Annotated in this window: 13 protein-coding genes; 3 read left to right on the forward strand and 10 right to left on the reverse strand. The window is 67.2% G+C overall.

The window, feature by feature from the left end; all coding sequences use genetic code 11:
- Positions 1-12: 12 nt before the first annotated feature.
- Genes OXR00_RS06075 through OXR00_RS06110 form a run of 8 tightly spaced genes read right to left on the reverse strand, consistent with a single transcriptional unit; the run spans position 13 to position 10,001 of the window.
- Complete coding sequence (locus tag OXR00_RS06075) at positions 13-1,116, reverse strand: CapA family protein (RefSeq protein WP_267387217.1); 1,104 nt, start codon at positions 1,114-1,116, stop codon at positions 13-15.
- Entirely contained in the window at positions 1,113-2,294 is a 1,182-nt protein-coding gene (locus tag OXR00_RS06080; protein ID WP_267387218.1) for a CoA transferase, read from the reverse strand. Before OXR00_RS06080 ends, OXR00_RS06075 begins: the two co-directional genes overlap by 4 nt.
- Positions 2,291-3,487 carry a CaiB/BaiF CoA-transferase family protein gene (locus OXR00_RS06085; RefSeq protein ID WP_267387219.1) on the reverse strand — a complete coding sequence of 399 codons (1,197 nt, stop codon included), beginning with the start codon at positions 3,485-3,487 and terminating at the stop codon, positions 2,291-2,293. The genes OXR00_RS06080 and OXR00_RS06085 overlap by 4 nt, the downstream gene beginning before the upstream one ends.
- The gene (locus OXR00_RS06090; RefSeq protein WP_267387220.1) at positions 3,484-5,865 is read right to left on the reverse strand and encodes a 2-hydroxyacyl-CoA dehydratase family protein; all 2,382 of its coding nucleotides are present in this window, start codon (positions 5,863-5,865) and stop codon (positions 3,484-3,486) included. Before OXR00_RS06090 ends, OXR00_RS06085 begins: the two co-directional genes overlap by 4 nt.
- A complete protein-coding gene (locus tag OXR00_RS06095; protein WP_267387221.1) occupies positions 5,865-7,106 on the reverse strand; it encodes a CaiB/BaiF CoA-transferase family protein in 1,242 nt (413 codons plus the stop codon). The genes OXR00_RS06090 and OXR00_RS06095 overlap by 1 nt, the downstream gene beginning before the upstream one ends.
- Positions 7,103-8,173, reverse strand: coding sequence for a TRAP transporter substrate-binding protein DctP (gene dctP / locus OXR00_RS06100; RefSeq protein ID WP_267387222.1), 1,071 nt, complete (start codon positions 8,171-8,173; stop codon positions 7,103-7,105). Before dctP ends, OXR00_RS06095 begins: the two co-directional genes overlap by 4 nt.
- Positions 8,170-9,477, reverse strand: coding sequence for a TRAP transporter large permease (locus OXR00_RS06105; protein ID WP_267387223.1), 1,308 nt, complete (start codon positions 9,475-9,477; stop codon positions 8,170-8,172). Before OXR00_RS06105 ends, dctP begins: the two co-directional genes overlap by 4 nt.
- Complete coding sequence (locus OXR00_RS06110) at positions 9,474-10,001, reverse strand: TRAP transporter small permease (protein WP_267387224.1); 528 nt, start codon at positions 9,999-10,001, stop codon at positions 9,474-9,476. Before OXR00_RS06110 ends, OXR00_RS06105 begins: the two co-directional genes overlap by 4 nt.
- 98 nt (positions 10,002-10,099) lie before the next feature.
- Here OXR00_RS06110 and OXR00_RS06115 point away from each other — a divergent pair, with 98 nt between their 5' ends.
- Positions 10,100-10,576, forward strand: a complete 477-nt coding sequence (locus OXR00_RS06115; protein WP_267387225.1) for a MarR family winged helix-turn-helix transcriptional regulator — start codon at positions 10,100-10,102, stop codon at positions 10,574-10,576.
- A 65-nt stretch (positions 10,577-10,641) separates the two neighbouring features.
- On the opposite strand, the gene OXR00_RS06120 is transcribed toward OXR00_RS06115, so the two are convergent.
- Together OXR00_RS06120 and OXR00_RS06125 are read right to left on the reverse strand one after the other, a co-directional pair.
- Positions 10,642-13,368 carry a TonB-dependent receptor gene (locus OXR00_RS06120; protein WP_267387226.1) on the reverse strand — a complete coding sequence of 909 codons (2,727 nt, stop codon included), beginning with the start codon at positions 13,366-13,368 and terminating at the stop codon, positions 10,642-10,644.
- The gene (locus OXR00_RS06125; protein ID WP_267387895.1) at positions 13,365-15,077 is read right to left on the reverse strand and encodes a CocE/NonD family hydrolase; all 1,713 of its coding nucleotides are present in this window, start codon (positions 15,075-15,077) and stop codon (positions 13,365-13,367) included. The genes OXR00_RS06120 and OXR00_RS06125 overlap by 4 nt, the downstream gene beginning before the upstream one ends.
- 258 nt (positions 15,078-15,335) lie before the next feature.
- Here OXR00_RS06125 and OXR00_RS06130 point away from each other — a divergent pair, with 258 nt between their 5' ends.
- Both OXR00_RS06130 and OXR00_RS06135 read left to right on the forward strand, forming a co-directional pair.
- Positions 15,336-17,438 carry a right-handed parallel beta-helix repeat-containing protein gene (locus tag OXR00_RS06130; protein WP_267387227.1) on the forward strand — a complete coding sequence of 701 codons (2,103 nt, stop codon included), beginning with the start codon at positions 15,336-15,338 and terminating at the stop codon, positions 17,436-17,438.
- 360 nt (positions 17,439-17,798) lie between these two features.
- Positions 17,799-19,454, forward strand: a complete 1,656-nt coding sequence (locus OXR00_RS06135; protein ID WP_267387228.1) for a carboxylesterase family protein — start codon at positions 17,799-17,801, stop codon at positions 19,452-19,454.
- The last annotated feature ends 24 nt before the right edge of the window (positions 19,455-19,478 follow it).

The raw sequence follows: 19,478 nt of genomic DNA on the forward strand, positions 1-19,478 counted from the left end.
GCTCCGGGTCGCTTAACCGGCGACCCGAACCCACTCGCCGGCCCACGTCCGGTCCAGCGGAGAGAGACCCGCACGCTGGCCCGCCACATCGATATAGTCGGCGATCGCCTGTGCCTGGGTGCCCGTCGCCGGCTCCGGCCGGCCGGGCGGTGCGAACCAGATCGGCCGGAACGCCGTCTCCACGACCGTACCGGCATCGATGCGACATCGCCCGATCATGCCGTTCACCGCCTCCGGATGGAATGGCGCCAGCGTGTAGGCCGGGTCCGGTTCGAAGCCGAACATCCGTTTGCGCCGCTCCGCCCATTCGGCGCGAGCGGGATGGTCCTGCGCGGGGCTGAGCGCATGTGTCACGACCACGCCGTTGCCGAGGCCGTGGAAGATCGGCCTGCCCCGATACATCTCAATCCCCCGCACGATATGCGCGTGATGCCCGACAACGATATCCGCGCCCGCGTCGATCGCGGCATGGGATACCGGTCGCTCGTAGGGCGCAAGCGCGGCGGGGCGGTGCGTGATCCCCTTGTGGAGCGCCACCACCACCACGTCGGCGCTGCGCCGTGCATCGGCAATCTGCCGCGCCATCTTGTCGAGCGAGGCCGGGTCCGCCTCGATCAGGTCCGCCTGCGGGCGGGTCGGTCCGCCATCGGCGGCGCGGACGACGAACGGGTTGGAGCCGGCGCGCGTATCGCTCGCCCAACTGATCTCCGGCCCGACGCAATTGTAGCTGAGCAGTGTTACGCGCACGCCATCCGGCGCCAGCACCGCCGGCCGCCCCGCCTGCGCGAGGTCGACGCCAGCGCCGGCATGAGCGATGCCCAGCCGGTCAAGTTCGGCGATCGTGTCGACGATGCCCTCGCGCCCGCAATCCGCGATGTGGTTGCCAGCAAGCGACACCATGCCGATCCTCGCGCGCGCCAGCGCGGCAAGGTGTGCCGGGTCGGCACCGGGCGCGGGTACGTCGCCAACCATCTCCTGCCCGCGCGTGGTATGCGGCACTTCGAGATGCCCGATCGCAAGATCGGCGGCACGGGTGATCGGCGCCACGCCCGCGAGCCAATGGTCGGGCTCCGGCACGTCGAGGATCAGGTCGCCGAGAAAGACGATCTCGATCACGCCACCACCCCGTCCCGACGCAATGCCGCGATCGCCGCCGGATCGAGGCCGAGTGCGGCGAGCACCGCGTCGCCATGCTCCCCGAGCAGCGGCACCCGCGCGCCGACCCGCGCCGCGTCGGCGAACCCGGCGACCACGTCGAGCGGGCGTTCGTCCCCCGGCACCTCGACCTGTTCGAGCGTTCCGCGCTGGCGAATGTGCGGATCACCCGCGATCTCGCCGACATCCCGCAATCGGACCGCCGCGACGCCGGCCGCGACAAGATCGCGCTCCAGCATCGCCGCGTCGAAGCCGGCCAGCGTTTCGATCAGCCATGCCCGTAAGTCCGCGTAGTGCGCGGTGCGCGCCGAATGCGTGGCGAAGCGTGGATCGTCGATCATCGCCGGATGGCCAAGCACCCGGAACAGCGCGGCGACCTGCGTCTGTTCGTTGGCGCCCAGGGCGATCCAGCCGTTGCCGGTCGGGTAGAACTCCGACGTCGCGACGAGACGAAACCCGCGATTTCCCGTCCCCATCGGCACCGTACCCGTCGCCGAATGCACCGCCACCGACGTGTTGACGAGCTTCAACGCCGCATCGAGCATGGCGATGTCGAGATGCGCGCCCCCACCACCCGCGTCGCGCGTGCGGAGCGCCGCCAGCAGCGCGATAACAGCGACATAGCCGGTGAAGGAATCGATGATCGGGATGCCGATCTTGAGCGGCCCGTCCGCGGTCGCGTTCATCGCCGCGATACCCGAAGCAGCCTGCGCGATGTGATCGTACGCGCCATAGTGCGCCATTGGCCCATCCTGCCCGAAGCCGCTGATCGACACGACGATCAGGTCCGGGTCGGCGGCGCGCAGATCGTCGGGCGAAAGCCCCAACCGCGCCATCACGCCGGGCCGGAAGTTCTCCACCACCACATCGGCGGTGGCGATGAGATCGCGTGCGATGCGCTGGCCCGCCGCGCTCTTGAGATCGAGTGCGAGCGACTGCTTGCCCGCGTTGATCGCGGCGAACGGGATGCTGAGCAACGGCGCGCCGCCATGTTCGGTATAATGGCGAAAGCCGTCGCCACGCCCCGGCGGCTCGATCTTGACGATCTCGGCGCCGAGCTGCGCCAGCATGTTGGTGCAGGTCGGTCCGGAAATGGCGTGCGTGAAGTCGATCACTCTCAGGCCGAGTAGCGCGCTCATGCGCCGGCACCTTGCGTGCTGGAGAACACGCCGCTTGCCGCCAGGCTGTCGATCTCGTCTTGCGCAAACCCGATCTCGGTCAGGATGGCGTCGCGGTCGTGGCCAGGCAGCAGCGCCGCGCGGTGTGGGCCGGGCGTCACGCCGCTAATCGTGAACGGCGTTCCGATCTGCTCCACCGTACCGCCGCTGGCTAGGTCGAGTTCCACATGCATCCCGCGTGCGGCAACGTTGGGGTGGCGCAGCGCTTCGCCCGGCGTGAGGACCGGCATCGCCTGCGTGTCCGCCCGTTCGAACAGCGCCAGCCAGTCGGCGCGCGGTCGGCTTGCGAACAGCGTGACGAGGTCGGCATGGATCGCCGGATATGCTGCGACGTCGAACTGGTGCGCGACAAGATCGGGCCTTCCGATCGCCTCACAGAAGCGCGCCCAATAGCGTGGTTCCATGTCGGTGGTGCACAGATAGGCTGCGTCGGCGCAGCGCCACACCCCGCCCTTCGGATGCCATGCGCCGTCGGGCGCACCGACATCGCCGGGATCATCGGCACGGCCGAGGCCGACCATCAGCAAGGGCATCGCCGCGTCGATCATCGCCACGTCGACATGCGACCCGCACCCGCTTGCCGCGCGCGCCGCCAGGGCAAGCAGGATCGCGATCGTCGCGTGCGCGCCCGCCATCACATCGGCGACCTGAACCCCCGGCAGCGTCGGCACCGGCTGACCGTTCAGCCGCGACAACACCCCCGCCGCCGCCAGCGCGGCAGGATCATGCCCGGCACGGTGCGCGAGCGGGCCGTGCTGCCCAGCGAAACTGACCGAGGCATAGACCAGCCGCGGGTTGATCGCCGCCACCGCGTCGTAACCGAGCCCGAGCCGCGCCATCGTGCCGGGCCGGAAATCCTCCACCAGCACGTCCGCCGACGCGATCAACGGGTCGAGCACGCGTCGCGCGTCCGGGTGGCCGGGGTTGAGCGTGATGCTGCGCTTGTTGCGCGTATAGGTCGGCCGGGCGCGATCGCGTCGCATCGCCGTGGCATCGCCGCTCGCGCCGAACATCGCCTCGGATTTCGCGAGTTCACGGGGATGTTCGATGCGGATCACATCGGCCCCCATGTCACCCGCGATCCAGCCGAAATAGGTGCCCGGCAGATAGCGTGAGAACTCCAGCACGCGCACCCCGGTGAGTGGACCGCTCACGCCGCTCCGCCCAGCCGCGCCGCCCCACGCGCGCCTGCCGGACCTTCGATGAATGCCACGACACGCGTGTTCAGCCGCTCGAGATCGTCCGGCCCGAGCGCGAAATTGTCGACGCCGAGTTCCAGCACCGGGATCCCGGCATCGACCAGCGCGCGCACGGTGAAGGGATCGGCATCGGAGAGCGCGACGGCACCGTCGATCTGGTGCGACTGCGCCTCGTGCACATGCCATGGCCCTGACCAGCTCGGCATCCGCAGTTCGTCCCCCATCGTCAGAAACCGCGCGGCAAGCGCCCGCATCGGATCGCGCCCGCCATCGAAGTTGCGGATATATCCGTCCGCCGCGAGCGCGAGGTACATCGACCACACGAACACCGCGCCATGGCTCTCCTCCCAGCGCTGGTAGAACGCGGTATCGCTCCACAGGCCGCGCCCCACCCACATCAGGCGAACGCGCTCCTCGTTCGTCACGCCCTGCCCGGCAGCGACGCGCGCCGCCACCTCGTCGTGAAACGCCCGCGCCGCATCGCGCGCCCACACGCTGCCACGGTGCCACTGCGGCACCATCGTCGCGGGCATGCTGTCGACAATGCTGATCGGCGCCGGCACCGCCCGCGCGATCAGGTCGCGGGTCGCGCGGTAGTAGCTCTCCTGTTCATTCACCAGCGTCATCACCTCGCGGAAGCGCGCTTCGTCAAAGCTGCGACCGGTCGCCTGCTCGATCTCGGCGACGACGGCGCGCAGTTCCGCGACGAGCAGGTCGAGCCGCTCCGGCTCGAGCGCGACCTCCCAATCATCGTGCATCACCTCCCACCAGCGCGTCTCGATCTCCGGTCGCGGATCGACGGTGCGTTCGTAGACGAAGCGGGCGGCGGCATGCTCGACCGCCATCGCTTCAAAGATGGCGGGTGTCGGATCGGACGAGGCGATGGCGTGAACGAAATCAGGTGATGGCAAGCCGCCCCAGGGCGCTTGATCCGCATCGTCATCGAACGCCGCCGCCAGCGCCTGCGTGCTGTACGCCTCAACGTCAGCGGGATAGCCGTGATCGGCAAGCAGGCCACGATAGCGCCTGGACTGTCGCTTCGCCGCGACGATCGACGCCCACCACTGGTTGACCACGAACGGCACGCCGAATGCGCGGAGAATCTCCTGCGGGGCGTTGGCGTTTACCACCGCGAACGGGGCACCGTCCGCCACCGCGGCGCGGATGCCCGCAAACCACTCGCGTTGATAGGCGCCGAAATCCGCCGCGACGTTCAGCGCCTTGCGGCTGCGCTCCGGTGCGATGCGTGGCGCTGTGGAGGCGGATCGTTCGGGAGCCGCTTCGGGCGGGGCCGGACGCACGAATGGCGCGATCTGCAATCCGCCCGCCTGCGCGCGCAGCGGCTTGACCAGCCATGGTGCCACTTCATCGCCGTCGAGCGCGAGGTTGATGATCGTGTCGGCACCGACAGTGCGCGCATCGGCGATAGCCTCTCCCGCCAGCGTTGCGATCCCGCGTGCCGTCAGGGGAGCGAGTCGGTCAGGCTGGCTGAACTCTTCCAGCGTTCCGGCGGGTGGTACGCGGAACCGCGCCAAGCCCCAATCGTGGCTTTCGCCGACGATCACCGCGCCGTCCCGCTCGATCTCGGCGTAGACGCGGTCGTCTTCGGGTGCGCTGCCCGTTACCCAGATCCTGCGGGCGGCCACCACTGGCGCGGCGGGCGCGGCGAGAATCGCGTCCAGGTGCGCGGTCAGGACGTCTGGCGGCAGCACCGCCGATGCGCCGACGATGCGGAGGAAGTCGGTTCCGCCCAGGGTCGGCGACGCGGCGCTGCGCTGCGCGTGGACCATCAGCGCGCGCTCCCGCAACTGCGCTTCGACGACATGCCCGGCAGCGATCGTGTCGTCGGTTGGCACCACCCCGCCCTGTTCGGTCAACCATGCGCCAAGCTGCGCGAGCCGCCCGCGATTATACGCCCGGGAACTCTCGCGCGGCTGATGCAGCAGATCCAGCATCGCGAACCGCTTCGGCCCCGCCGCGCCGAGCCGCCGAAGTTCCCGCAAGGCGGCGAACAGTTGCGGCTGTTCGCTGTCGGCGCGGGTGATGAGAATGGGTGTGTCGGCCTGGGCGGGATCGAGCAGCCATTCGAGCAGCCGGTGCATGCGTCTGCGGGCCGTCGCAGGCCCGATCAGCGCGTCAGCACGCGGAGTCGCCATATCTGGCGGCGCCACCCGCACCGGCGCGAACCCCGCCGCCCGCAGGAACGCATCCGGCGCATCGCTGCCGATCGTGCGGATCACCCGCCGCCCATCCGCCGCCAGTCCACGCGCGACCGCATCGGGATCACGATAGGCCGCCGCGATCGCGGCCAGTGCGTTCGCGGCTCCGGTCATCAGATCGCCCCGTCGAGCGCCAGCGCGGCGATACGCGCATCGTCATAGCCGAGCAGATCGCGGAATACCTCGGCATTATGCTCGCCGATATGAACCGGCAGCACCTCGTCGAAGCCCGTCCGCGCCGACGAAAAGGTGATCGGCACGCCGACGCTGCGCAGGTCGACCGTGGAAGGGTAAGACGGGTGCGCGAGCGGCATCGTCTCGCCGCGTTCGACCACGCGCGGGTCGATCAGCGCCTCCTCCGGGTGGCGGACCGGCGCGACCGGCACGCCTTCCGCCTGCAACGCCGCCACGACATGCGCCACCGTATGCTGCGAGGACCAAGCGGTGATCTCCGCCTCCAGCACAGTCGCGTTGGCCACGCGCAGGTCACGCCCGGCGAAGCGCGGGTCCTTGCCCAGTTCCGGCCGCTCCATCGCGCGGAACAGACCCTGCGCGAGCTTTTCGTGTACGCCCACGATGGCGACATAGCCGTCGGCACAGGCAAACACGCCGAACGGCGACAGCCGCTGCACGGTAAGCCCGGTCCGCGCCGGCATGCCGGCGGCGGCCAGCGCGGACCAGTTCTCGATCGCAACGAACGAGGTGAGCGCACCAAGCATCGACACGTCGATATGCTGCCCCTCGCCGGTGCGATGGCGCTGTTCCAATGCGGAGAGGATGCCGATCACCGCGAACACCGGCGCGAGCATGTCGGCGACCGGGATGCCCATCCGCACCGGCGGCGCATCGGGATCGCCGCTGGTATACATCGCGCCCGACAGCGCCTGGATGATGACATCCATCGCCTTGCCGTCCGGACGATCCGCCCCGAAACCCGACAGCGAACAATAGATGATGTCGGGCTTGGCTGCCTTGGCGACATCGTAGCCCACGCCGAGCCTGTCGGCGGTGCCGGCGGCGAAATTCTCCACCACGATATCGGCGTGGGCGCACAGGTCGGCGAATACGCCGCGCGCAGCCTCGGACTTCAGGTTGAGCGACACACCGCGTTTGCCACGCGCGCGGGCGAGGTGCGAGATCGAGATGTCGTCGTCATGCGTGCGCTCGACAGTTATGCCGTCGCGCCCGACATAGGGGCTGTTGTCCCGCGCGAGATCACCGCCGTGCGGGTCTTCGACCTTGATGACTTCGGCGCCGAGCCCGGCAAGCAGCAACGTCGCATAAGGCCCGGCGAGCGCACGGGTAAGGTCGATCACGCGCAGGCCTTCGAGCGGGCGGGATTGGGTGTTGGTCATTTCGGTTCCTGTCGCGTGTTGGGTGCGGCCGGTGGGCAGAGGGGCGCGCTGCCGTCCGGCGATGATCGGATAAGCCGCTGGGCTTCTTGGAAGATTGGTGTGCCATCGACACCGAAGCGGATGAGCGATGCGGCGGTGGCGGCGGAGTCGCGGTCGTACAGCGCGTCGAAGCGCGCCTGATCGGCGGCTGGCACCGGCACGAACGCGACATGGTGCTGCTCGCCATAGGCGCGGCCGATCTGCTCGGCGGTGGTGATCTGTTGGTTAAGCGCGTCCTCCCACACCGTTTCGCTGCGGGCGAGGATCTGCTGGAGATCACGCGGCAGCGCGTTCCAGCGCGCGGCGTTCATCGCACGTGCCGGATACGCGCCACGGCTGACCTTCAGCGTCGCGAAGTGCGACGCAACCTCTGCGAAGTTCAGGCTTTTCAGGGTGTCGGCCGGTGCGATCACGCCGTCGATCACGCCCTTGGCAAGCGCGGGATAGACCGCCCCCATCGGCATATCGACCGGATCGGCGCCGAGCGCGCGCAGCACTGCGGTGTTCTCGGCCGGCGAGCGGATGCGCAGGCCGCGCAGATCGGCGAGGCTGTGAATCGCCCGCGTGCGGGTGAGGATACCGGGCAGATTGCCGCCCTGCACCGCCAGCACGTGCAGGCCCTTCAGTTCGTCGCGCAGCACCGGGAAGGTCGCGAGCAGGCACTTATACACGCCGACCTGCTGCGCGATCGAGCCGACATGCCCGTAGAAGCCGACCTGTGCGCGTTGCGCGTGTGCGTTGCCGAGCGTGTAGATCGGCGTGATCAGCCCGACATCGGCGACGCCGTGGCGAATCTCCTCCATGCTCTGGTCGCTCGACAGCAGCGCGCCGCTCCACAGCGGGTGGATCTTGATACGACCATGCGACGCCGCCTCCACCCACTTCATCCACGTGATATCCGCTTTGCTGAACGGATGGCTCGGCGGGTACGGGCTGGCGTAAGTGAGAGTCGTCACGTTGGGGTCCGGCCGCGTGCAGCCGGCGAGCAGCATCGCCGCTGCCATGCACAGAAGCGTGAGGTACTTCATCCCATCCTCCCCGGCAGCCACAGCGCCAGCATCGGCACCGCGATCAGCAGCGCGAGGTGGAGGAAATCGACGATCAGGAACGGCACGATTCCACGGAAGATCGTCGCCAGCGGGATATCCTTGGCGATGCCCTGAATGACATAGACGTTGAGGCCGAGCGGCGGGTGGACGAAACCGATCTCCATGGTCCGCACCAGGAATATGCCGAACCAGATTGGGCTCATGTGCAGTTCGTGGATGATCGGCAGGAAGATCGGGGTGGTCAGCAGCATCAGCGCTATGCCGTCGAGGAACGATCCCAGCACCAGCAGCGCCACCGCCATCGCCACGATCGTCAGCACCGGAGAGGCATGGAAGCTGCCGACCGCACCCGCCAGCGCACCCGCCACCCCGGTTACGCTGACGAATGTCGCGAACAGCAGCGCTCCGATAATGACGAGGTAGATCATGCCGGTCGTGCGCAAGGTCGCGTCGAGCGCGCCCATCACCGCCGCGCGGGTGAGCTTTCCGCGCCACCAGCACAGCAGCAGTGCCGCGACCGAGCCGACCGACGCCGCCTCGGTCGGCGTGAACCAGCCGATGAACAGCCCGCCGATCACGAACAGGATCAGCGCGGCGATGTCGATCACCCGCACCAGTCCGGCCATCCGCTGCCCCCAAGGCACGCGTGCGGTGCGCGGGCCGAGGGCCGGGTTGATCCGGCACATCACCGAAATCGCGATGACGTAGAACAGCGCCTGCGTCAGCCCGGGGATGATCGAGGCGGCGAACAGCTTGCCGATCGATTGTTCCGCAACGATGCCGAACACGATCAACGCGCCCGAGGGCGGCACCAGCGAACCGAGCGTACCGCCCGCCGCCAGTGCACCCGTTGCGAACGATGGCGCGTAATTCGCCTTGCGCATCTCCGGCAGCGCCACCGACGTGACGGTGGCGACGGTCGCGAGGCTTGACCCGCTGATCGCGCCGAACCCGGCGCACCCGCCTATCGAGGCGATGGCGAGGCCGCCGCGCCGATGCCCGACGAAGCGCGCGGCGGTATCGAAGAAGTCGCGACTGGCGCCGGCCGCGAAGCACAGATGCGCCATCAACACGAACAACGGCAGCACGCCTAATTCATAGCGGCTGATCGTCGAGAAACTGACCACGCCCGCCTTGATAAGCGCCGCCTCCGGTGAGATCAGGAGCGACAGCCCGCCCACCGCGATCACGATCAGGCTCACCCCGATCGGCAGACCAAGCGCGAGAACGCCCAGCAGGCAGACGATGCCGATCACACCGGCGACTTCGGGGATCATCGTCATGTCCGCCGCCACACGGCTTGGCCGGTGAAGATCGCCGCCGCCAGCACCGCGCCCGCGATCCAGATCGCGCGCAGCCAGCGCACCGGCAGGTTCAGCACTTCGGTAACCTCATGCCCGTTCCAAAGATCGCTCGCCAGCCACACCGAGCCGGCGATCAGCACCACGAAGACCAACGCGCTGACCAGATCGGCCGCACGATCGAGCGCGCCCGCCACGCCCGCGCCGACCTGCTCCAGCAGGATACGAACGCGCGCATGGCTGCGGTCGATCGTGGCGATAACGATCGCAGAGGTCGCGGCGATCACCACGCAAGCCTCAAAAATCTCGATCGCGCCGAGGAAGGTGAAGCCAAGGTGCCGTCCCGCGACCGCAAGCGCGTCTGTCGCCATCGCCAGCAACAACGCGACCGCGCCGACGCCGAGCGCCCCCCGCCGTATGTACGCGGTGGCGGATCGCGCGTTCGGCACAGGCTCAGGGCCAATCGGCGTCGTCGCGTCCGTCAGGATCTGATCGGTGTCGTTCATAACCGCGTGTAACGCTCCGCCATGCGCCAGTCGCGCGCCAATCGCGGCGTGTCATAAACACGCTTTGTTTGACCAACTTGATTGACTAAGGCCGGTATATGCCTGCTCCAACCCGACCCAAAGCCGTCAACGAAGAACATCTCGAACTTGGCCGGCTCGGCAATTTCATCGGTTTTCGGCTGCGGCGTATCCAGAACCAGTTGTCCGGCGCGTTCAGTACGCAAAGCGTCGCGATCGGGCTGCGCCCGGGTGAGTTCTCCGCGCTCGCCATCATCTCCGCCAATCCCGGTCTCTCGCAGGCAAAACTTTCGCGTGAGGTCGGGCTCGACAAATCGGCGGCGGTTGCCGTCGTCGATGATCTCGAACGGCTCGGCATGGCGGAACGCCGTCGCTCGCCCGACGACCGGCGGCGCCATGCGCTGTACACCACCGAGGTCGGTGAGGCTGCGCTGGTCAAGCTGTTCGCCCGGTTGGCCGATGTCGAACAGGACGTGCTCAACGTGCTTGGCCCGCACGATCTCCAGGTGCTGAGCGGCCTGCTCGACCGGGTTTACGATTCCGTCTTCCGCAAGTGATCGCCGCCGCAGGGCGGGGGCACGCGCCGCGCCCCCGCCTTTCAGACATACAGACCGCCGTACCGTCATAGCGAGACGGTTGCCGAGATCGAGATGATCCGCCCGATCGGATTGGACACGGTCGGGTCGAACCCACCGCCGCCGTTCGGGCTTTCCGGGATGTTGACGAACGGCGGATCGACATTGAACAGGTTCGATACATCCACCGCCAGCGTCAGCTTGTTCTTGTCGCTCAGCATGCCGTCGAAGCGGTGCGCGACGTGCAGGTCGAAGGTGGAGTAATCCTTCACCGTCTGCGTCGGCGTGACGCGGTTGTTCTTGTACGAGTTGGTGTAGTTCCAGAACACCACCGCGCTGGTGCCGTTGTTGTCATACCCGACCGAGCTGCGCGAGCGGAAGCGCGGCGGGTTGAAGATCGTGTTCACGCTGTCGAGGAACGGCGCGACGGTCGACACAGCGGTACGGTAGCGCGTGAAGTACGTGCCGTTGGTGGCGATGTTGAAGTGGCTGAGCCGGTACGACAGCTGGAAGTCCAGCCCCTCCGCCAGCGTCTTGCCGGCGTTGACGTTCTGCCCGTACACGAACAGCGTCGGGTTGTTGGGCAGCACGCCGAACACAGGATAGCCCTGCTGCACGAATTGCTGGATCAAGGCCGCCGCCGGCGCGCCCTGGACGATGCGATCGGCATATTGCGATGCCGATGCGCCGCCCTGCAGGATCGACAGGTCGGACAGGATGGCGTTGATCTGGCCGGTATAGTCGATGTTGAAATAGTTCACGCTCGCCCGGAAGTTCGGCAGCGCCGGCAGAACGAGATCGGCCCCCAGCGACCAGGTGCGCGCGTGTTCGGGCGTCAGCGGGTTGCCGTTGGCGAAGCCGGACAGCGTCGCGCCCGTCACCACACCGTTCGGTGTGTTGTAGTTCTGGATGAACAACGCATCGACCGCGCCCTTGATCTGCGTGAGGATCGGTGCACGGAACGACGTGCCGTAGCTGCCGTGCAGCTTCAGCCCGCGTACCGGCTCCCAATTTATGCCGATCTTCGGGTTGCTGGTGTGGCCGACATCCGAATAGTCGCTGTACCGCCCGGCGAGCGACAGATCGAGCGCATGAAAACCGGGGATAGAGTTATCGTCGCCGAAGATCGGCACGCGCAGTTCGCCGAACACCGACTTGATATTGCGCGCGGCATAGGTGCGCGAGGAATTGACCGCATTCGCCGGCCCGCTGTCGAGGCCGGTATAGATGCTCTCCCGCACATATTCGCCACCAAGCGCCGCGCGCACGTTGCCGCCGGGCAGGTGGAACAGCGAGCCCGAAACGCTGACTTCGCCCTCATGCTCTTCATTCACGCCGGGTGCGCCGAACACCTGGTTGAAGACACTATTGAGCACGCCCGCGCTGTTGCCACCGAACGGGTTGATCGCGGTCGCCGGGTTGGCGCTGGCAAGCGCGGCGGCAAGCGCGCCGTTGTTCACGCCCTGCGTCGAGGTGCTGAGGCTTTCGTCGCGGCCATAGGTGTAGCTCGCGTCGAGCTGCCAGTCGCCGAACATTTTCCAGTTGAGACCCGCCGTACCCTCCAGCACCTTGGAGAAGCCGCGCGTGCTGTTGACCGGCCCCTGCCCGCCGAAATTGGTCTGCACCGTCTCCGACGTCGCCACCACGCCGGGCGGCAGGATGAAATACGGGTTGGTGCTGGGCAGCACCACCGTCGCGGTGGTGAGCGCCGGGTTGAACTGGAAATCGCGGCGTGTGTAGAGCAGGTCACCGGTCAGGGTGATACGCGAGCCGATCTCCTGCGTGACCGATCCCATCACGCTGTCGCGCCGCTGCGCCGGGATGAGATCCTGCGTTTTCAGCGTGTCGCACTTGTTGACCGACCCCGCGACCAGGCCGGGCAGCGCGTAGTTGGTGCCGTTGATCGCGATGTTGGCCGGGTTGCACTGGGTGCCGCGGTAATCGCCACCGCCGCGCGCGCGCAGATCCGCACCGTAGAAGTCGCGGTCGCGGCCGTTAAGCGCGCCGTGGCCGCTATGTTCGTACGACAACGTCAGGTTGCCGGTTCCCCAGCTATGTCCGCCGATGATGCCGATGTTGTACTGGTTATAGCCCTGATCGGCCGCGAGGCCGTATTGCGCGCGCGCTTCCAGCCCGTTGAAGCGCCGCCGCGTGATGAGGTTGACCACGCCCGCCACCGCGTCCGAGCCGTAGATCGCCGAGGCGCCGTCCGCGACCACCTGGACCCGCTCGACCGCGATGGTCGGGATCGCGCTCGGATCGGGCAGACCGCCCGACGAGCCGGATTGCACGATGCGGTGGCCGTTGAGCAGTGTCAGCGTGGCATACGGGCCGATACCGCGAATGTTGAAGCCCGAGCTGTAGGTGATGTTGCCAGCACCGCCCGAGGTGCTGCGGCTGCCTTCGCTCACGCCCTGGTTGATCACCTGCGGCAGGTTCTGCACCAGCTGCGTGGTATTGGTCGCGCCCGAGGAGAGCAGATCCGCACGCGTCTGTTCGATCAGCGACGAACCAACCGGCGCGACACCGCGAATACGGCTGCCGGTGACGACCACGTCCGCAGGCGCCTGCGTGGTCGTGGCGTCCGGCGGCAGCGCGGTGCCGCTGGTGCTGAGCTGCGCACGCGCCGCATCGGTTTCGTCGGGCACCTGCGTGGCGGGGGCATTCTGGCCCGGCTCCGGCGTGACCGCCTGCGCATAGGCCGCGCCCGTCCAGATCAACGCCGCAACCGCTACGCCCGATCGCGCCAGACCTCGCATCATGTTCGTCGTCATTTTGCCTCTCCCATGCTCTTTTCGGTGCCGGCCTCGAAACGGACCGGTGTTTTGAATGGAATGTCGATGCGTGATGCCGCGCCGTAGATCGTCCAGCGTTTGGCAAGCCCGTCCTTGATCGCGGCGAGGTTGCGCTGGCGCGGGTCGGCGCCGGCGAGGGCGACGCGCAGACGGTGATGCGCCGGCACCACGTAAGACCGTGGCGAAAGGTCGAACACCAACGTCGCCGGCTGCCCCGGCACCAGCGGCTCCGCGTCGCGCTTCAGCCCGGAATGGTATGGCAGGTCGAGGTCGTCGTAGGGCGGCTTGCTCAACTTGCGGTGGCTCGCCGCCAGTCGGCCCTGTGCCAGCACGACCGATTTGCCGCTGGGATCGACGTCTTCAAGATAGGCGAAGATGTTGGCTTGCGGGCCATCGGCGGCGGCGCGGATCGACACCACCGAATAGCCCTCGATCGTCGCCGGCTCGGCCAGCGCGGGACTGGTGAACACCGCCGCGCGCGCATCCGGCGTCTCGGGCCAGAACGGGAAATAGGCATCGGTGGAGATATTGTAGTCGATCGGGTAATCGAGCGTGGGGCTGCCGCCAGGTTTGTCGGCAAGCATACCGCTGCGAACACCACCATCAGGCTGCAAGAACAGACTGGTACGCTTCACCCCGACACCCGGCAGCGTGTTGGAGCGGATCAGTTCGCCGCCGCTGCCATCCTGCCGCCACCATGCATATTTGGGCTCGGTATCGATGCCGTTCCGCTCGCCTTTCAGATAGCGGTCGAAGAAACGTTTCTGGATGGTGTTGATGTCGAACTGTTTGGGCGGTTCGCAGTGGCTGCCCGGACCGATGATCATCTTGGCGGGCAGGTTCGCCGCGGCGCGGATGATCTGCTCGGTCGGCTCGTCGTTCCAGTTGCCCCACAGGTACCACGCCATTCCGGGCCGCGTCAGCGCCGCCTTATGGGTATACGGACCGACCTCTTCCCAAAATCGCGTACCGGTCAGCGCGGACATGCTGTCGCGATACGGAATGCCGTACCACAAGGGCGCCATCGGCGTATTGCCGGCGTGCTGCGCGACCGCCTGCTTCAGCAGCACGCCGCCGGTGTCGCCGTCGACCGGCACGCTGGCGAGGTCGATCGCGGTCGATTCCTCCGGCCGCGTGTTGAACTGGCCGGTGATGCCGCCACGCGACACGAACTCGTATTTGTCCCAATCGGTTGCGGCGGCGAACACCGCCTTCACCGCCGGCGGCGCCGCGCCCGCCACCAGCATCGCGGTGCCGCCGAGGTACGAACAGCCGATCAGCCCGACGTCACCGCTCGAATACGGCTGGTGCGCGAGCCACTGGACGATCTCCGCCCCATCCTTGGCCTCGGTCTGGTCGAGGAAGCCGCGCCGCGCGCCGAACGATGCCCCCTTGCCGCGAATGTCGGCGGTGGCGACGACATAGCCCGCATGGACCAAGTTGCGCAGCCCGAACTCGCGCGAGTCGAGCAGTTCGACCAGCTTGCCCTTGTCGTAATAGCGCGCGCGGTACGGCGTGAAGGCGAACACCACCGGCGCCTTGGCGGTGTCCGCCACACCCGCCTTGGCGGGCCGGTACACGTTCACCGCGAGGCGAACCCCGTCACGCATCGGCAGGTAGAAGGAGCGGCGCGCGACCAGCGGATCGTCGCCGCCCGGCTGCTGCGCGACGCCGGCGGTCGAGCACATCAAGGAGATAAGAGTTATGGCGGTGGTAGCGCCACACCGCCTGTTCAGTCGCGTCATCAACCAACCTCTCCTGCTGACGATCTGCGCGTCAATCAGGAATGGTGCTACTTACAACTGTTGTAGTTTACAACGTATTATTTGATGGTCTGCACGATTTTCCCGGAGTCTGCCCGACGGTATAGCCGCTGCTGCCGCACGCGGCGAAAATCGCATAATACCGTGGCGCTACCCTCGCTTCCCGTGCGACACACCGCCGCTATGCCCCATATCGAACGCCCGCGCCGCCAGATCCTGTCCGTCAGCACTCTGGTCGCGGTGGCAGCGCCGGCAGCCGCGCTCGCGCAGACGCTGCCTACCCTGCCGATCCCGGACTATCGTCCGCCCGCGGCCAGCCACGAACAATCCGCAAACAACATCCACATCTGGAGCCGACCAGCTCCAGTTCCGGTGGTCCTCGCGGTGTCTCCCACCGGGTCGGACAGCGCCGACGGATCGCCCGCGCGGCCATTCGCGACGATCGCGCGGGCACAGGCGGCGGTGCGGCGGCTCAATACGGATCACGACGTCACGGTACGCCTTGGTGATGGCATCTATCGGCTCGATGCACCTTTGCGCTTCACCGCCGCGGATGGCGGGCAGAACGGCTTCACCGTGCGCTGGGAGGCGGCCGCCGGTGCGCATCCGGTACTGTCCGGCGGCACGCCCGTCAGCGGCTGGACGCTTGCCGATGTGAAACGCGGCATCTGGACGGCCGCGATACCGCGCGGCGCCGATCCCCGCCAGTTGTGGGTGGACGGACACATGGCGGCACGCGCGAGCGTCCGCGCCCCGCGCAGCGCCTTCACCTTCCACGAATGGGGACTGGACATCACCGACCCGGCGTGGCGCTTCCTCGCGGACCTGCCTGACCAACACCGCGCCGAGGTCGAGAGCACCGGTTGGTTCACCGATCGCCACGCCATGGTCGATCGCATCGAGGGTACGCGCATCATCATGCAGCAGCCCGGCTGGCGCAACAATCTGATCGGCTTCGATACGGCCGCGCGCTCGGTGTGGGGCGACAACGCCGCGCTGTTCTTCGTCAACGCCCTTCCCTTCCTGCGCGAAAGCGGCCAGTGGTTCGCCGATCCGGCGGCGGGCAAGCTCTATTACAAGCCGCTTCCCGGGCAGGACATGCATCATGTCGCGGTGGTGCTTCCCAGACTGGAATCGCTGATGTCGATCAGCGGCAGCTATGATGTGCCGGTGCGCGATCTCCAGTTCCGCGGGATCAGCTTCCGCCACACCAGCTGGCTGCAACCCTCGGGGCCGGAGGGCTATGCCAGCCAGCAGAGCGGCGCCTATCTCGCCGGCGACGTGCCGGGCTATCCCGCCGATCCGGTCCGCGACTGTTCGTGGGGATGCTGGCCGTTTGAGGCGATGCGCAACCGCTTCCGCCAGCAGCCCGCCGCCGTGCAGGTCGCCGCCGCCAGCCGCATCGTGTTCGATGGCGACGAGTTCACGCAACTCGGCCAGATCGCAGTCGGCATCGGCAACAATGCCGACGCGAACGACAGCGGCATCGGGCTTGGCGCAGCGGCGGTCGAGGTGCGCCGCTCGCGCTTCACCGACCTTGCCGGTGGCGCGATCATGGTCGGCGGGGTCACACCCGACGCGCACCACCCGTCCCGCCCGGAAATGGCGATCCGCCACGTCCAGATCCGCGACAACGTGATCAGCACCGTTTCGCAAGCCTACCGCGAGCAGGCTGCGATCCTCGTCACCTACGCGACCGGCACGATCATCGCGCATAACGATGTGTCGGGCGCACCCTATGACGGGATCGATATCGGCTGGGGTTGGGGCACCAACGATCCCGGCGGCAGCCCGGTCTACTACGCGGTAAGCCGTGGCTATTACGACGCACCGGGCAATCGCACCTACGACACGCCGACTACGCTGCGCGACACCGTCGTCACCGGCAACCGCGTGCATGACGTGAAGCAATGGTTCCCCGACGGCGGCGCGATCTACCACCTGTCGGCGGACCCGGGCGCGCTGCTGGCCGACAACTACGTGTATGACGTTCCGGGGGGCATCGCCTTCTATCTCGACGAAGGATCGCGCTACGTCACGATCCGCAACAACGTCGTCAGCAACGTGGGCGTGTGGCTCAACCTCAACTCACAGGATTTCGCCCTGCCGAGCCGCACCGCGCTCGACAATCTGGCGCAGGGCAACTGGTTCGACTCGGGCAAGCGCACCGGCACCTGGACCGACTATCTGAACAACCGCGCGATCGACAACGTCGCCGTTGCCAAGGGTGAATGGCCCGCCGAAGCCCGCAAGGTGATGGACGACGCCGGCGTCACGCGCCCGTAGCCGCCACCGGCAAAACCGCGAACTGTTATGATAAATATCTTGCGACACACGGATGATAGCGATACCATTACGCCTACTAACGCGGTGAGACATTCGCCGCCGGAAGCCGAGTGAAACGGCTCCGCACGCGAGGGGGGAAAGTCTGAACAATCGCGAACCGCGCTATGTTTCCGGAACATCTGCAACGCCCCGGCTCGTGGCAACATCGCAGCCTCAGCAAGGTCCGGTTGCAAGCGCGGCAGCCACGCGGAATAGCGTCGTAGCACCCCGCCGGCACCCTTGAATATCGCCTGCCGACCCCGATACGATCACACTGCACAAGCCGCCAACCATGAAGCGGCACGCATGGGAGAGAGAAGCATGAGCCGCAAAGACGCGCTGTTCGACCGCCGCCAGGCGCTGTTCGCCTCCGCTGTAGCCACCGCCGGATTGGCCGCGCCCCGCGCTGCTTCCGCCGCTGCCCGCGCGACTGCGAACACGTCCGCAGGAACCTGCTCCACCCCGCCCGACGCGGTCGCGAAAACGCAATACGGCCCGGTGCGCGGCTATGTCTCGAACGGCGTCTTTACCTTCAAAGGCGTGCCGTACGGCGACGACACCGGCGGCGAGAACCGCTGGTTGCCGGCTAAGCCGCCGAAACGCTGGAGCGAACCGTACAACGCCCTCGCCTACGGTGCCAATTGCCCGCAGACGTTGCATAATTTTCGCGCCGTCGAGCATACCTTCCTTCAGCAGTGGACGGACGGTTTCCTTGGCGAGGACATGCTGAAGCTCAACGTCTGGACGCCGTCGCTCAGCGGCAGCCGCCCGGTGATGGTGTACTTTCATGGCGGCGGCTACAGCTTCGGTTCGTCCTACGAACTCGCCTCGCACGATGGCGCGCAGATGGCACGGCACCACGATGTCGTACAGGTATCGATCAATCACCGCCTCAACGTACTCGGCTTCCTCGATCTGACCGAGGTCGGCGGCAGCGCCTATGACGAATCGGTCAACGTCAGCATGACCGACTGCATCGCGGCGCTCCGCTGGGTGCAGGAGAATATCGCGAACTTCGGCGGCGATCCCAGCAAGATCATGATCTACGGCCAGTCCGGCGGCGGCTCCAAGGTGACGACCTTGCTCGGCATGCCAGCCGGCAAGGGGCTGATCCACCGTGCGGCCGTCCAGTCCGGCGGCGGCGGCGCGATCCCGTCCGCCGAACAGTCGCGCGACTTCTCGCGGCGACTGATGCGCGAACTCGGCACCAAGGATATCGCTACACTCCAGAAGGCAGAGTGGAAAACGCTGTTCGATGCCGGCAACAAGGTTGCCACCGACATCAACGGGCCGATGCGCGGTATGCCCGGGCCATCCGCGACCCCTCGAATCGGCTGGGGTCCGACCCTCGATGGCAAGATCATCGACGTGCGCTCCTACGCCGATGTCGCCCCCGAAATCTCGCGCGACATTCCGGTGATGATCGGCAACGTCAGCGAAGAGGGCATGCGCTTCGGCTCGAACCCGAGCGAGGCGGAATGGCGCGCCGATCTCACCAAGCAGATGGGCGCGACCAAGGCCGATGCGCTGATCGCCGCGATGAAACAGGCCCACCCGGAAAAGGCGATCCGCACCTTGTCCTACGGCGTTCAGGGGCTCGCCGGGCGTAACCGCGTGCAGGCGATGGTCGCGCTCAAATATGCCCAGCGGGCAGCGCCGGTGTACCAGTATCTGTTCCAGTGGCAGTCGCCGCAACTGGATGGCGTGGCGGGTGCCTGGCACACCGCCGACCTCGCCTTCTGTTTCGACAACACCGCCCGCTGCGATCAAGGCACCGGCAACACGCCCGATGCCCAGCGACTGGCGCGCACGATGGCGACCGCCTGGGCGACGTTCGCGCGAACCGGCAACCCCAGCCAGCCCGGCCTCGCCTGGACGCCAAGCGACCCGACCCGCTGCCAGACGATGGTGTTCGATAGCCAGTGCCGGATGGTCGACGATCCCGAGGGCACCCCGCGGCGCATTCTGCTCGGCTGACCGACACCTCCCCGACCAGACACA

It is taken from the genome of Sphingomonas sp. GC_Shp_3, assembly GCF_026540945.1.
In the GTDB taxonomy this organism is placed as follows: domain Bacteria; phylum Pseudomonadota; class Alphaproteobacteria; order Sphingomonadales; family Sphingomonadaceae; genus Sphingomonas.